The organism is Diaphorobacter sp. HDW4A (genome assembly GCF_011305995.1).
In the GTDB taxonomy this organism is placed as follows: domain Bacteria; phylum Pseudomonadota; class Gammaproteobacteria; order Burkholderiales; family Burkholderiaceae_C; genus Diaphorobacter_A.
On the sequence record NZ_CP049910.1, the window covers coordinates 1,027,287 to 1,042,326 of the forward strand.

Consider the following 15,040-nt stretch of genomic DNA (forward strand, 5'->3'; position numbering starts at 1 on the left):
TCGAGCGTGTGAAAACAGTGGCGGCGGCCGGGCGTGACAAGCCAGAGCCTCCGCCACCTGAAATGAGAAAAATGATGGAGACAAGCACTGTGGTGGCGAAGAAGCCGGGGGCGGCATACCCCTGGATCATTCTGGCGCTGTTGTCGTTGGGGCTGCTGATCTCGTTCGTGGATCGCACCAGCCTGTCGTCAGCGCTGGCGGACAAGAACTTTGTTCGTGAGTTCGGATTGTCCAGCGTGGATCGCGGCTGGCTCAACGCTGCATTCTTCTGGACCTACGGCCTGATGCAGCTCCCCATGGGCTGGCTGGTGGACCGCTATGGCGTGAAGTGGCCTTACACCATCTGCTTTGGTATCTGGTGTGTTGCCACCGCGGTGACTGGCATGGTGACCGCACTGACAGCGCTGCTGCTGATGCGCTTGCTGATCGGTGCGGCGGAGGCGGTGGTGATTCCCGCCAGCTACCGCTGGATCGGCAACAACTTCGGTGAGAACCACAAGGGCTTTGCCGTGGGCCTGTTCGCCATGGGCGGCAAGTTCGGCCCGGCCATCGGCGCTCCGATTGCGGCCTGGCTCATCGTCAACTACTCGTGGAAATTCATGTTCTTGGCAACCGGGCTGGTCGGCATGATCTGGCTGATGCCATGGTTGTTCATGGTCGGCAACGACTTCCCTTCCAAAGAGGAACTTGCCACCGCCAAGCGCAAGGCATCGTCGGTCACGCTGGGCAACATCCTGTCGAGCCCGGTGGTCTGGGGCGGCATGATCAACAACTTTTGCTACGGCTACTTCACGTTCTACTGCATGACGTGGATGCCCGCCTATCTGGTAGAGCAACGCGGCCTGTCGCTGCAGAATTCTGGCCTGTTCACCTTCTTCAGCTTTGCGGGTATTGCCCTGATGGCCACTTTTGGCGGCTGGGCGGCCGATCGCGTCATTGCCCGTGGTCACAACGCGGTGAAGGTTCGCAAGGCCTTTGTGGTGGCAGGCTTCATCGGCGGTTGCACGGTGCTGCTGGGCGCGTTCACCGAATCACTGCAGGCGGCGCTGTTCTGGAATGTGCTGTCATTGTCGATTCTGGGTCTTGCCACCGCCAACAACCTGGCGCTGTGCAAGCTCACGCTGATTCCCAAGCAGGCAATTGGACTCACCACGGGCGTGCAGCAACTGGCCACCAGTCTGGCAGGTGGTGTGTCGGCGAGCCTGTCTGGCTGGTTGCTGCATGTGAGCGGCAACTATGACCTGCCGATGATGGTGATCTTCATCTTCCTGCTCATCGGCGCGACCAGCACCGTAGTGCTACTGCAACCCAAGTGGGCGCCCAAGGTGTTGGATGAGGCGTCGCCAGCAGCGTCGCCCGAACCCGCACCGCAATCCGTGCAAGCGGTCATCACGGAGGGCTCTGGCATTGCCAAATCAGCAGCCCATTGACTTTCTGATCGGCGCCTGAAGCGCCTCCAAACATCCAGTTGACTTCTCCGAAAACGACAGACCGAGGGCTGTCGCGGGGAACCCTTTGTCCAAAAAAATCAATCTTCAAACAGAACATGGCAAAAATCGTATTCGGAATGGCAGTCCCGCACAGCGGCATGCTGGGCCAGGCGCCCGAGGACTGGCTGATCAACGGCGAGCGCGACCGCAACAATCCGGAGCTGTGGTTCCAGAACCGCACCTGGACTTATCCCGAACTCGAGGCGCATCGCGGTGCGGCGTTCGAGAAATACCTGACGATGGAGGAGCGCACCGCGCGCGCCAAACGTTGCCGCGCTGCGCTCGATGAAATGGCCGCTGCATACCGCCGTGCGAATGTGGACGTGGCCATCATTCTGGGCAAGGACCAGAAAGAGATATTCACCGATCACTCACCCTCCATCGCCATCTATTCCGGCAAAGAGGTGCACAACGGGCCGCCGCAGCGTGCCGTCTATGCGCCCGATCACCATGTCACGCATCCCTGCCATCCGGAACTTGCGACCTATCTGATCAACCGCTTTCAGCGCGAAGACTTTGATCTGACCGATTTGTTTGCGTGGCCCGATAACGTGTGGATGAAGCCGCTGCCCGAGTACCCCGTGGTGCCGCACGCCTACAGCTTTGTCTACCACCAGATCATGGGGGACAACCCGCCGCCGCATGTGCCGGTGATCATGAACTGCTTCTACCCGCCAACGCAGCCATCGATGTCGCGCTGCATCGAGTTCGGCCGCGTGCTGCGCGATGCGATCACGGAGTGGCCCGAGGACGTGCGCGTCGGGATCTTCGCCTCGGGTGGTCTCTCGCACTTCGTGAATGACGAAGAGTTCGATCATCGAATCATGAAGATGCTGGCCGCCTACGACTATGAAGGACTGGCTGCAGTGGATGACCGCTCGTACCAATCCGGCACCTCCGAAATCAAGCTGTATGTGAGCGTGATGAAGGCGCTTGAGGAAACCCGCGCTCAGATGACCGTGGTGGATTACGTGCCGTGCTGGCGCACCGCAGCAGGCACCGGCGAAGGCATGGGCTTCATGTACTGGAACGCGGCCGACTGAACCCCACCCACCACGAACAACACCACTGAAGGAAGAAACTCATGTCTGATACCCGCCTCAACAACGTCATCCGCGCATTCGAAACCGGAAAGACCGCATTCGCGGCGTTCTCCAAGCTCGATAAGCAGACCGCCATCGAGATGAGCGATGCGCCGTACGACGGACTTATCTTCGAGATGGAGCACAACCCCTACGACGTTTCCGCGTTCGGCGACGCGCTGCAGTACATGCTCAATCGCAAGGAGATCGCGACCTCCGGGACGCTCGCGCCGCGCGTCACTCCGATTGCGCGCATCCCTGCCAACGGCGTGGAGATGAACCAATCTTTCGCCAAACAGGTGCTCGATCGCGGTGCGTATGGCGTGATCTGGCCGCACGTTGCAACGGTCGAGCAGGCCTACAACGCGGTGGCGTCATGTCGATATGCCCGCCCGAAGAACGCGCCTCTGTACGAGCCCAAGGGCGCACGCGGTGACGGCCCGGCCAATGCCGCCCGCTACTGGGGTCTGTCGATGGCCGAGTACTACGAGAAGGCCGATGTGTGGCCACTCGCGCCGCAGGGCGAAATACTGGTGGGCCTGATGTGCGAGAGCACGCAGGCCATCGAGAACCTGGACGACATTCTCTCCAACGTGCCCGGCATCGGCCTGATCCTGATCGGCGAGGGCGATCTGAGCCAGGAACTGGGTTTCCCGCGCCAGTACGACCATCCGGAAGTGCTCGACGCGATGCGCAAGATCGTCGAGACCTGCCACAAGCACAACGTGGTGGTCGGCAATCCGCATGTGACGGCCAAGAACCATCGTCGCCTGATCTCGGAAGGCTACCGCTTCCTGATGTCCGCGCCGCAACGCACTTATGGCGTCGTCGGCATGGCACGCGAACTCGCGGGGTACTGACGCGATGAACGGAGCTGAAAGTCTGGTCGAAACGCTGGTCGACAACGGCGTGGACATCTGTTTTGCCAACCCAGGTACGTCGGAGATGCACTTTCTCGCGGCGCTGGAGAACCCGAAGATGCGCAGCGTGCTGTGCCTCTTCGAGGGTGTGGCGACAGGTGCCGCAGATGGCTGGTACCGCATGAAGGACAAGCCCGCGTCCACGCTGCTGCATCTGGGCCCCGGGCTTGCCAATGGTCTTGCCAATATCCACAACGCCAAGCGTGCGTCGTCGGGCATGGTGAACATCATCGGCGAGCATTCCACGTCGCACCTGAAGTACGACCCGCCGCTCACCTCCGACATCGAAGGTCTCGCGCGTCCGCTCTCGCACTGGGTGCGCCGCGCGGATTCGTCCGACACGATTGCGTGGGACACGGCGCAGGCGGTGGCGCAGGCTTCGCAACACCCCGGCAAGATCGCCACCTTGATTCTTCCGGGCGACACCTCGTGGCGTGAAGTGGCGGCCAAGGTCGAGCTGCCCACGCTCGAAGCGGCGCAGCCCAAGGCGCCCGATGCCGGGCGCATCGCCCACATCGCGTGCGTGCTGCAGTCGGGCGAACCCGCGCTGATCATTCTCGCGAACAAGGCCACGCGCGGTCTGGCGCTGGAGCGTGCGGGGCAGATCGCGACGGCAACGGGGGCACGTCTGGGTTCGCAGTTCTTCACCGCGCGCATCGAGCGCGGGGCAGGGCGGGTACCGATAGAGCGCATTCCGTATGCGGTCGGCCAGGCCACGGAGTTCCTCAAGGGCTTCAAGCACATCATCACCGTGGAGACGCGCGAGCCGGTCGCTTTTTTCAGCTACCCGGACAAGCCCAGTCTGCTGAAGGCGGAAGGCACGATGGTCCACACGCTGGTCGAAGCCGATGAGGACAGCGCGCTGGCGTTCGAGATTCTGCTTGATGAACTCGGCGCTGCCCACACCAAACCAGCGCTGCAGCCGCGCGTGGAAGTGGCGGTGCCGACGGGTGTGCTCAACCCGCTGTCGATTGCGCATGCGCTGTCAGCCTCCATTCCCGAGAACTGCATCGTCGTCGACGAATCGCTCACCACCGGCCGCGAATCCATGGGCCACACCATGGGCGCGCTGCCGCACGATCTCATCAACAATCTGGGCGGATCGATCGGCTATGCGACCCCTGTGGCCACCGGTGCGGCATTGGCCTGCCCGGACCGCCGCGTGTTCTGCATGGTGGGCGATGGCAGCGCGATGTACACCATCCAGTCGCTGTGGACGCAGGCGCGCGAGGGCCTGAACGTCACCACCATCATCTTCGCCAACAACAGCTACGCGATCCTGAAAGCCGAGTACGCCAACATGGGTGCGGGCGTTCCAGGCGCGCGGGCGCTTTCGATGATCGACATCGATCGCCCCAGCATCGACTGGCAGGCCATGGCCAAGAGCATGGGCGTGCCCTCCGTTTTCGTTGACACCGCCGAGGCCTTCCACAAGGCCATGGCCGACTCAGTGCGCACACCGGGTCCCGTCCTTATTCAGGTTCGGCTCTGAACCTGCTCTCACATATTCAAGACACAAGGAGACAACGTCCATGACCACCACGACCGCAATCGAAGTGCCAACGCTGCGCACCAATCTGGCTGAATACGCCGTTACCAAGGCCATGCGCGATGGGCGCGTGAAGTCTGACCTCGTCAACCTCGACTTCTGCGGCCCTACGCCTGCGCACAACGGTTTCAAGGCCATGGTGCGTGAAAGCCAGTTCGACGCGGGCGAACTCGCCATCGTCACCTATCTGCAGGCCAAGAGTTACAACAAGCCCTATGTGCTGCTGCCTGCGCCGATTTCCGGTCGCTTTCAGCATCACTGCGGTGGCTTCAATATCGACTTCGGTCACCTCGATCCGAAGGACATCGAAGGCAAGCGCGTGGGCGTGCGCACCTATGCGCAGACCACCGGCCTGTGGATTCGCGGCATCCTGCGCCACGAGTATGGCGTGGACTTGGACAAGGTCACCTGGATGACGCTGGGTGATGGCCACCTGGCTGAGTACAGCGATCCCGAGAACTGCATCCGCCTGCCCAAGGGCTCGTCCATTCCCGACATGATGATGGCGGGTGAACTCGACGCCGCACTGCTCGGTGAGGACATGCCCAAGGACCCACGTGTGCGCACGCTGGTGCCCGATGCGCAGACCGCAGCAAGGGCCTGGTATGCGCGCGAAGGCGTGGTGCCTATCAACCACATGTTCGTGGTGCACAAGGACATCTCCAAGAACCGCCCGGACATCGTTCGCGACATCTACCGCATGGTCAAGGAAAGCCGCGCGCTCACCGAAGGTGGCGTGCCAGCGGTGTTTCCACCCATCGGACTCGAAGCCAATCGCAAGGGCCTGCAGATGGCCATCGATTGGGCGCTCGACCAGAAGATCATCCCGCGCCGTCTCTCCGTGGACGAGCTGTTTGATGACGTGACCGGAAGTCTTTCCTGACGCAAGGCGCGCTGGGGACTCATTACCTCAAGCGCGCAGTGCTACCTATCCAACGACGAAGACGACACAACAGAAAAGAGATGGAGACAACCATGAAGCACAAGCCCGTGAAATTGCACAAACTGGGTCATGCCGTAGCCGTTCTGGCGGGCGGACTTCTCGCTGGCGCCGCTGCCCATGCGATGGACCTGAACCCCGATGGCGATTGGCAGGTTCGTTGGGACAACACGCTCAAGTACAGCGGCGGTTACCGTTTGAAGAACCCGGACAGCGGGCTCGTCTCGCCTGCGGCGTCCAAGCGTAACAACGATGACGGTGATCGCAACATTCAGAAGGGACTCATGTCCAACCGGATGGATTGGCTTACCGAGTTCGACGTGCAAAAGGATGGCTTCGGTTTTCGCATGAGTGCGGCCGCATGGTATGACACGGTCTACAACCGCAGCAACGACAACAATTCGGCGTCCACCGCGAACATCACCAGCGGTGCCTACAACCAGTTCACGAATGGCACGCAAACCGCCGCGGGCAAGAACATCGAACTGCTCGACCTGTTCGCATTCGGCAAGGTCGATATCGGCGACACACGGCTGTCGCTGCGCGCTGGTCAGTTCTCGCAGATCTGGGGCACCAGCCTGTTCTTCGGCAACAACGGCATTGCCAAGGGCATGGCACCCATCGACATCTACAAGCTCAACATTCCCGGCACGACGGCCAAGGAAACCACGCTGCCCGTGCCGCAGATTTCGGGCACCTGGCAACTGACCGACAGCACCAGCGTCGAGGCATACGTCCAGGCCAAATTCAAGCCGACCCGCCTGCCGCCCGCAGGCAGCTATTTCAGCAGTGCGGACTTCCTCGGCCCAGGTCGTGAGGTGTTTGACCTCGGCACCATGAAGCTGAACTACGCGGGCGAGATCAAGGGCTCGCACAGTCCCAATTTCGGCGTGGCGTTGAACACGCACAGTGATCTGCTCGACACCGATTTTGGCTTCTACGCGCTGCGTTATCAGGACACATCTCCGCAGGTGTTCACGCAGGTGCCCAACAAGCGCTACTGGATTGCCTATCCCCAGAACATCCGCGTTCTCGGCAGCAGCTTCGGCACGCAGGTGGGCGATGCCAATGTGTCTGGCGAAATGTCGGTGCGCTTCGGCCAGCCACTGGCAGCCAAGCAGGGGTCGCTGTCGATTGCAGCGGGCCAGACCAACACCAATCTGGGAAGCAGCGCCGCTTATCCCACAGGCAAGACGCTGCATGCCAACCTCTCCACGGTCAACGTGCTTGGGCCTTCCGCGCTGTGGGGCGGGGCGAGTCTGACGGGCGAGCTGGCGGCCAACCATGTGATGTCCATCGACCGCAACGAAAGCATCATCGACACCACGCGCAACAAGACCAGCGTGGGCGCGCGCGTGATCTTCACGCCGACCTACTACCAGGTGCTTCCGGGACTCGACCTGAGCCCGTCGATCAATCTGGGCTGGTCGTTCAAGGGCAATTCGATGATCGATACCGCGTTCCCGTTTGCGGGCAGCCCGAACAAGGGTGGCGATCTGGTGCTGGGCATCTCCGGCGTTTATCTGAGCAAGTGGACGGCGAATCTGTCTTACGTGCGCTACCTCGGAAAGATCGACACGCAAGCCATGCTCGATCGCGACTACATCCGCTTCAGCCTGCAAACCTCGTTCTGACACAGACACCCAAGCAAGGATATAAAAATGACGACGAAGACAATCCAGATCGCTTCCGCAATGCTGTTCCTCGCGGCCGCGCAAACGCATGCCGCAGTCACGCCCGAAGAAGCTGCGGCGCTCAAGGCCAAGCTCACGCCCTACGGCGCGGAACGTGCGGGAAACGCCCAAGGCACGATCCCCACCTGGGATGGCAAGGCACCAGCGGTGAACCCGGATGCCAAGGGCCGCCGCATCGATCCTTATGCCAGCGAGAAGCCGCGCCTGACCATCACAGCCGCCAACGTCGGCGAACATGCCGAACAGCTCAGCGAAGGCACGAAGGCTCTGTTTGCCAAGCAGCCCGCGTTCAAGATCGACGTCTACCCATCGCACCGCACGGCGAATTTCTCGCAGGGCGTGTACGACCAGGTGCTCAAGAACGCCACGCGCGCCAAGCTGACCAATGAGGGATTGACCGTGGAAGGCGCCTTCGGCGGCATTCCGTTCCCGATCCCGAAAGACGGCAACGAGGCGATGTGGAACCACACGCTGAGCTACCGGGGGCAGGTCACCAACATCGTGAGCGACAAGTATGTGATGACCGCATCGGGTGACCGCATCCTCACCGCACGCTCGCGCACGCAGCGCGCCATTCCTTTCTACGATCCGTCGGGCACACCCGAGCAAAACAACGGCGAGGTCTCGCGCACGCGCATCGACTATCTGGAGCCCGCTGCAATCTCTGGTCAGGCGCTGCTGTCGATTGAATATGTGGACAGCTTCGCCAAGCAGAAGGACGGTTGGCAGTATCTGCCGGGTCAGCGCCGCGTGCGCAAGTCGCCGTCGATCTCGCATGACGCGCCGGACGCATCGGGCGGTGGTCTGGTGAGTTTTGACGACGTGAATCTCTTTCAGGGCGAGCAGGACCAGTACAACATCAAGCTGGTGGGCAAGCGCGAGCTGATCATTCCGGCCAACAACAACGGCTTGTTCGCCAAGCCCAGCAAGGACGTGGTGAACAAGGGCCTGCTTGCACCCGATGCCGTGCGTTGGGAACTGCGCCGCGTGTGGGTGGTGGAGATGACGCTCAAGGAAGGCAAGCGCAACGTCCAGGCCAAGCGCCGCCTGTATCTGGACGAGGACACGTGGCAGGCCGTGGTATCGGATTCGTGGGATGCGCAGGGCAAGCTCTGGCGTACTGGCCAGGCGCACACGCTGCTGGCGAGCGACCAGCCGATGTCGATGACGGTGAGCTACGTGATCTATGACCTGCAGGCCGGTGCCTATGTCTACGCTGCGGCGCTGCATGACACGGGCAGCGTGCAGTTCACCGGCTATACGCCCAAGGAACTGAGCAAGTACAGCTCGGGCGCATTGTCCAGCGGAGGCGTGCGTTGATTTCCGCAAGCATCGACGGTATGCGGATCGCACGCCGCAGTGTGCTGCTGGCGGCAGTATGCGCCGCGCTGCCCTGCCTGTCGCAGGCGGCCGAGCGCCAGACGGCGCTCGCGCGGCCTGCGCTCAAGGTCGTGCGGCCCACGCAGGCAGTGATGGTCTGCGTGGCGCGCGCCGGGCTGCGGCTGGTAGCGGGTGGCGAGCGTGGCCTGATCGTCTATTCCGATGACAACGGCCGCCAGTGGCAGCAGGCTGAGGTGCCGGTGAGTGTGACGCTCACCGGCATGCGCTTTGCAAGCAAGCTCGAAGGCTGGGCGGTGGGCAACATGGGCGTGGTGCTGCGCACGCGCGATGCGGGTGCCACCTGGCAGCGCGTGCTCGATGGCCGCACGGCCGCCGAACTGGCTCTGAAGGCCGCACAGACGGCCTACACCTCGGCCAGCGCAGGTGCGGCGGCGCAGCGCCTGCAGGGCCCGCTCGAAGATGCCATGCGGCTGGTGAGCGAAGGTGCGGACAAGCCGTTCACCGACATCATCATCCGCTCCGATGGATCGCTGCTCGTGATCGGTGCCTACGGTCTCGCGTTTTCGAGCACCGATGGCGGTGCGACTTGGCAGACCCAGATGCAGAAGCTGCCCAACCCGGACGGTCTCAGCCTCTACGGGCACGCCGCGCGCTTTGATGAGCAGTGGCTGGTGGGCGAGCAGGGTTTGCTGCTGCGGGCGGTGGGCAATAACGGCGTCTTTGCCGCTGCGGAATCGCCCAGCACGGGCAGCCTGTTCGGGGCGCTCTCGCTGCGTGACGGCACGCTGCTGATGTATGGATTGCGCGGCAAGGTGTTCCATAGCGCCGCGCCGGGAGAGCCGTGGGCCACGGTGCATACGCCGGTGGATGCATCCCTGTTCGCCGGCCTGCAATTGGATGACGGACGCGTGCTGCTCGCCGGGCAGGCCGGACAGTTGCTGGTGAGCGCTGATTCCGGGCGCAGCTTCAGCGGCGTGGGGCTCAAGCAGCGCTACCCCTTCAGCGCCATGGCGGTCACGCCCGATGGCGCAGTGGTGTTGGCAGGTGCACGGGGGCTGATGCGTGTGGAGCGGGCTGATTTGCAGACGGCATCCGAGTCACCCGGTGCCAAGAGGAGCGCGACATGAGTGTGAATCTGGCAACCCCGGTGCCGCCACCAAAAGTGACCTACCAGAACTCCTTTGATCCGGATTCGGGCAATTGGCTCGAGAGGCTGGTCTTCAACAACCGCGTCGCCGTCATCGTGCTGTGCGTGCTGTTCACGCTGCTGCTTGGATTTCAGGCCACGAGGATTGTTCCGAATGCGAGCTTCGACGGCATGCTGCCGCTGTCGCATCCGTATCTGCAGAACTTTCTTGCAGAGCGCAAGAAGCTGGTGTCGCAGGCCAACAGCTTGCGGATCGTCGTCGAGCACAAGGGTGAGGGCAGCATCATGGATGCGGAGTATCTCGACACGCTCAAGAGGATCAACGACGATGTCTTCAACCTGCCGGGTGTGGTGCGCGGGCAGATGAAGTCGCTTTGGACTCCGTCGACGCGCTGGACGGTGGTGACCGAGAACGGTTTCGAAGGCGGAACGGTGATGCCGAGCGGCTTTGATGGATCGGCCAGCGCGCTGCAGCGTGTGCGGCTGAACATTGAGCGCTCGGGGGAGGTGGGGCAACTGGTCGCGAAGGACTACCGGTCATCGGCTCTGATCATTCCGCTCGCAGAGCGCGACGATTCGGGCAATGCGCTGGACTATGCCGCGCTGTCGAAAAGCCTCGAAGTGCTGCGCAACAAGTACGACAGCGACAGGATCTCACTGCACGTGACGGGCTTTGCCAAGGTCGCTGGCGACATGATCGAAGGCCTGGTGGAGGTGATGGCGTTCTTTGCGCTGGCGGCCGCCATCGTCACCATCATCGTGCTCTGGTACACGCGCTGCTTGCGCAGCACGGCGCTGGTGGTGATGTGCTCCATGATTGCCGTGATCTGGCAGATGGGGGTCTTGCCGCTGCTCGGCTTTTCACTCGATCCCTACGCCGCGCTGGTTCCGTTTCTGGTGTTCGCCATCGGCATGAGCCATGGCGCGCAGAAGATGAACGGGGTGATGCTGGACATCGGTCGCGGCTTCGACAAACTGGTCGCTGCGCGCTACACCTTCCGTCGGTTGTTCATCGCGGGCTTCACCGCGCTGGCATGCGACGCGGTGGGGTTCGCCGTGTTGCTGGTGATCGACATTCAGTCGATCCGCCAACTCGCGATCATCGCGAGTCTGGGCGTAGCGATTCTGGTGTTCACCAACCTCATCCTGTTGCCGGTGCTATTGAGCTATACCGGCGTGAGCGCCAAGGCCGCGCAGCGTGCGGTGCGTGCCGATGTCGTTGAGCATGGATCGACTGGCGTGGGCGGCTTCTGGGCAATGCTCGCGCGCTTTACCGAGCGCAAATGGGCAACGGCGGCGATCATCTGCGCCGTGCTTTTGGGCATCGTGGGTGTGCTGGGCAGCCGCGGGCTGCAGGTGGGTGACCTGGATGAGGGCGCGCCCGAGCTGAGGCCGCAGTCGCGATACAACGTGGACAACGCCTATCTCACGCACCACTACGCCACCAGCAGCGATGTGTTCGTGGTGATGGTGAAGACGCCGCCGCAGTCCGGCCTCAAGTACGAGGTGCTGGAGCGCATCGACGATCTGGAGTGGCGCCTGCGGCAAATCGACGGGGTGGAGAGCACCAGCTCGCTGGCGTCGCTCGCGCGCCAGAACGCGGTGGCGATGAACGAAGGCAACCCGCGCTGGTTTGAGCTCTCGCCCAATCAGGGCGCGCTCAACACGGCAGCTTCCCGCGCGCCGCGCAATCTGGTTGACGGTGATTTCTCGTTGCCGCAAATCCAGGTCTTCCTGCGCGATCACAAGGCTGATACGCTGCGGCGCGTGAGCGAGGCAGTCGAAGAATTCGCCCAGCAGAACGATTCGGAAGAGGCTCGTTTTCTGCTCGCAGCTGGCAACGCGGGTTTCGAAGCAGCGACCAATGCGGTGGTGAAGAAGGCGGATCGTTTCATGCTGCTGCTGGTGTACGCGGCGGTCATCATCCTCAGCTACGTCACCTTCCGCTCATGGCGTGCGGTGGCCTGCGCCATCATTCCGTTGGCTCTCACGTCGGTACTGTCGGAGGCGTTGATGGTGGCGCTCGGCATTGGCCTCAAGGTGGCGACGCTCCCGGTGGTGGCACTGGGCGTGGGCATCGGGGTGGACTACGCGCTCTATGTGCTCAGCATCATGCTGGCCGAGATGCGCAAGGGAGCGCCGCTGCATACCGCATACCAGCACTCGCTGCAATCGACGGGGCGCGTGGTGATGCTGACCGGCATCACTCTGGCCGTGGGCGTGGCGACCTGGGGACTTTCCCCGATCAAGTTTCAGGCCGACATGGGCATTCTGCTGGCATTCATGTTCGTGGTGAACATGATCGGCGCGCTGGTGCTGTTGCCCGCGTTGGCGCATTTTCTGCTGCGCTCGTCCAAGAAGATCTGAAACGACAGTTCCTGGTGGTGGGCCATCTGCACTTGCGAGCAGTGCAGATGGCCTTCTTTTTTGTCTTTACATGCATTGGGTGAATGAATGGTGCGAAAGTCGCCGGTGAACGTTTACCATTTTGCGCACATCAGACTTTTGAGAGACAACGCGATGGCAACGAATCACCGCACGACGCGACACGACAAGGCGTCCCTGACGGTCCCCAAAGTTCGGCTCTATGTAGAGCGGGCCGAGACGGAGGAAAGTTGGTTCGTGAACGTGGGACATGTTACGGACCGTGGGCGTTGGAAAACCGATGTGCACGCCCATCCCGACTATGGACAGATCATCTTTGTGCGCAGCGGCAGTGGCGCGGTGAACCTGGAAGGGCGCAGCGTGCCGTTCGAAGGACCCTGCGTGTTGCTGTTGCCGACCGACACGGTGCACGGCATGCGCTACGACATGGACGTGGACCGTTGGGTAGTGACCATCGACGTCACCTACCTCAAGCAGATCAACGCCAGATTGCCGGAGTTTGGCCGACTGTGGACGGTGCCGCTGACAGTCCCGCTTGCCGACGAACCCGAGACGGCTCAGCAGATGTTCGCCATCATTGCCCAGTTGGTCCAGGAAATTGCCAACAAACCGTCGGGCCATGTGGTGGGCACCGAGGCGCTTCTGACCCTGCTCTTGCTGATGCTGGTGCGCCGCAGTCATCTCAATCAGGTGATTCCCGACGAAGGGCCGAGCCCGAAAGAGTCTCGTCTGATCGAGCGCTTTCGCGAACTGATTGAGCAGCACTACCGGCAGCATCTGCAATTGCAGAACTATGCATCGATGCTGGCGGTGTCGTTGGTGCAGCTGCGAGCCGCCTGCGCATCCGTGGCTGAGCAGAGCCCGACGAAGATGATCCACGCGCGGTTGATCACCGAGGCCAAGCGGCATCTGATCTTCGGCGATATGTCGATGGAGCAGATCGCGTTCGGTCTCGGCTTCTCGGATGCAGCGTATTTCACTCGCTTCTTCCGCAAGGAAGTGGGACAGTCGCCCAGCCAGTTCCGAATCACGGCGCGACATCAGCCACATGCGGAAAACGCGTGACGCCGGTTTGGCTGGTTGATATACATCAAATGCCACGGGGCGGCAAGAGCTTTGGCGAAGAAAAGTCCCAGTGAATCTCTATTTTGTGTAGTGGCGCTCGATAGCGTATTCACTATTCTTCAATCCATCAGGAGACACGCGAAAAAGGCTTTGCGACACAAGCTTGCACGCGGCTGAACAACAGGAATTGAAGATCGTGAATTGGACATTGAACTCGGGCACGTCGCGCTGGCACAGCATCGTCAGCGCTGCCGTTTTTTCTCTGGCGCTTTCGGTCAGCGAGTACGGATACTGCGCAGAAGATCTCATGGCTTTGAATGCACCGGGCATGGGTAGCAGTCTGGTCTATTCAGGTGTGCGCGGCAACGGCCTGCGCGCATTGCGCTTTGATGCAGGCACGGGGCAGTTGTCCACGTTGGGTGCGGTGGCCGAACTGCCCAAGGCACGTTGGGGCGTGGCACATCCAACGCTCCCCATTCTGTACATGACCAGTGACGATGGCTCGGCGGTCGGTAAGGTCACTGCTTTCGCCGTCGATCGCCGCAGCGGTGCGCTGCAAGCCATCGGCGAGCAATCCACCGGCGGCAGCGGGCCTACCCATCTCTGGCTGGATGCCATCTCGAAGACCTTGCTGGTGGCCAACTACGGTGGTGGCTCGGTCTCCAGCATCGCGCTGAATAGCGATGGCAGTCTGGGGGCATTGGTGTCGACCATCCAGCACATAGGTGCCGGGCCCCACCGCCGTCAAGCCAGCCCGCATGCACACGGCGTGTTTCTCGATGCGGGGGCAAAACATGTGCTGGTGCCCGACCTGGGGACCGACCGTATTTACGCCCATGGCTTTGACCGTGAGAGCCGTAAGCTGACCGAAGCCGGAGCGGAGCACGCCTTTGTAGCCGCCGCAGGCAGCGGCCCCAGGCATCTGGTTTTCAGCAAGGATCAGCGATTCGTGCATGTTCTGAGTGAACTCACTGCTGAACTGACCTCATTGCGTTGGGATGCTGTGCAGGGCCAGTTCGCGCCGGTTCAGAGTCTGCCGACCCATGGCACGGCATTCACTGGAACCAAGAGCGGATCGGAGATCGCCAGCAGTCAGGATGGACGGTTCATCTACGTCGGCAATCGGGGCGAGAACCAGTTGCAGGTATACGCAGCGAATGCCGAGAGCGGCGAACTGACGCTGATCCAGACCCTTGCCTGTGGTGGAGAGAACCCTTGGACCTTTGCATTGCACTCCAGCGGCCGCTGGTTGCTGGTGGCCAACGAGCGCAGCAATCGCGTGAACGTGTTCCGGGTGGACGCGCAGTCCGGCAAGCTCACGGACACCGGGCAATCGGCCGAATCGCCAGCGCCCATCAGCCTCACCTTTGTGGATTGACCGACGAGGTCAGTCGCAGGCGGAACACCGGCGCGAGGAGTGACACAAA

General features: G+C 61.9%; 11 protein-coding genes. All 11 read left to right on the top strand.

The window, feature by feature from the left end; all coding sequences use genetic code 11:
• The first annotated feature begins 74 nt into the window (after positions 1-74).
• The 11 genes from G7047_RS04625 (at position 75) to G7047_RS04675 (ending at position 14,991) form a co-directional block, all read left to right on the top strand.
• Positions 75-1,430 (top strand): MFS transporter, encoded by a 1,356-nt coding sequence (locus tag G7047_RS04625; protein WP_166301421.1) that lies wholly within the window; start codon positions 75-77, stop codon positions 1,428-1,430.
• 116 nt (positions 1,431-1,546) lie between these two features.
• Positions 1,547-2,533: a protocatechuate 3,4-dioxygenase gene (locus G7047_RS04630; RefSeq protein ID WP_166301424.1), complete on the top strand. Its 987-nt coding sequence runs from the start codon at positions 1,547-1,549 to the stop codon at positions 2,531-2,533.
• 41 nt (positions 2,534-2,574) lie between these two features.
• A complete protein-coding gene (locus tag G7047_RS04635; protein ID WP_166301427.1) occupies positions 2,575-3,432 on the top strand; it encodes an HpcH/HpaI aldolase/citrate lyase family protein in 858 nt (285 codons plus the stop codon).
• A 4-nt stretch (positions 3,433-3,436) separates the two neighbouring features.
• Positions 3,437-4,984, top strand: a complete 1,548-nt coding sequence (locus G7047_RS04640) for an acetolactate synthase large subunit (RefSeq protein WP_166301430.1) — start codon at positions 3,437-3,439, stop codon at positions 4,982-4,984.
• A 40-nt stretch (positions 4,985-5,024) separates the two neighbouring features.
• A complete protein-coding gene (locus G7047_RS04645; RefSeq protein WP_166301433.1) occupies positions 5,025-5,924 on the top strand; it encodes a phosphate ABC transporter substrate-binding protein in 900 nt (299 codons plus the stop codon).
• Positions 5,925-6,016: 92 nt separating this feature from the next.
• Entirely contained in the window at positions 6,017-7,615 is a 1,599-nt protein-coding gene (locus G7047_RS04650; RefSeq protein ID WP_166301436.1) for a DUF1302 domain-containing protein, read from the top strand.
• Between the two features lie 27 nt (positions 7,616-7,642).
• On the top strand, positions 7,643-8,995 hold the full coding sequence (locus tag G7047_RS04655; RefSeq protein WP_166301439.1) for a DUF1329 domain-containing protein: 1,353 nt from the start codon (positions 7,643-7,645) through the stop codon (positions 8,993-8,995).
• Between the two features lie 20 nt (positions 8,996-9,015).
• Complete coding sequence (locus G7047_RS04660; protein WP_166301442.1) at positions 9,016-10,143, top strand: YCF48-related protein; 1,128 nt, start codon at positions 9,016-9,018, stop codon at positions 10,141-10,143.
• Entirely contained in the window at positions 10,140-12,530 is a 2,391-nt protein-coding gene (locus tag G7047_RS04665) for an RND family transporter (protein ID WP_166301445.1), read from the top strand. Before G7047_RS04660 ends, G7047_RS04665 begins: the two co-directional genes overlap by 4 nt.
• A 255-nt stretch (positions 12,531-12,785) precedes the next feature.
• Positions 12,786-13,613 (top strand): helix-turn-helix domain-containing protein, encoded by an 828-nt coding sequence (locus G7047_RS04670; protein WP_240939372.1) that lies wholly within the window; start codon positions 12,786-12,788, stop codon positions 13,611-13,613.
• A gap of 196 nt (positions 13,614-13,809) precedes the next feature.
• Positions 13,810-14,991, top strand: coding sequence for a lactonase family protein (locus G7047_RS04675; protein WP_166301451.1), 1,182 nt, complete (start codon positions 13,810-13,812; stop codon positions 14,989-14,991).
• The last annotated feature ends 49 nt before the right edge of the window (positions 14,992-15,040 follow it).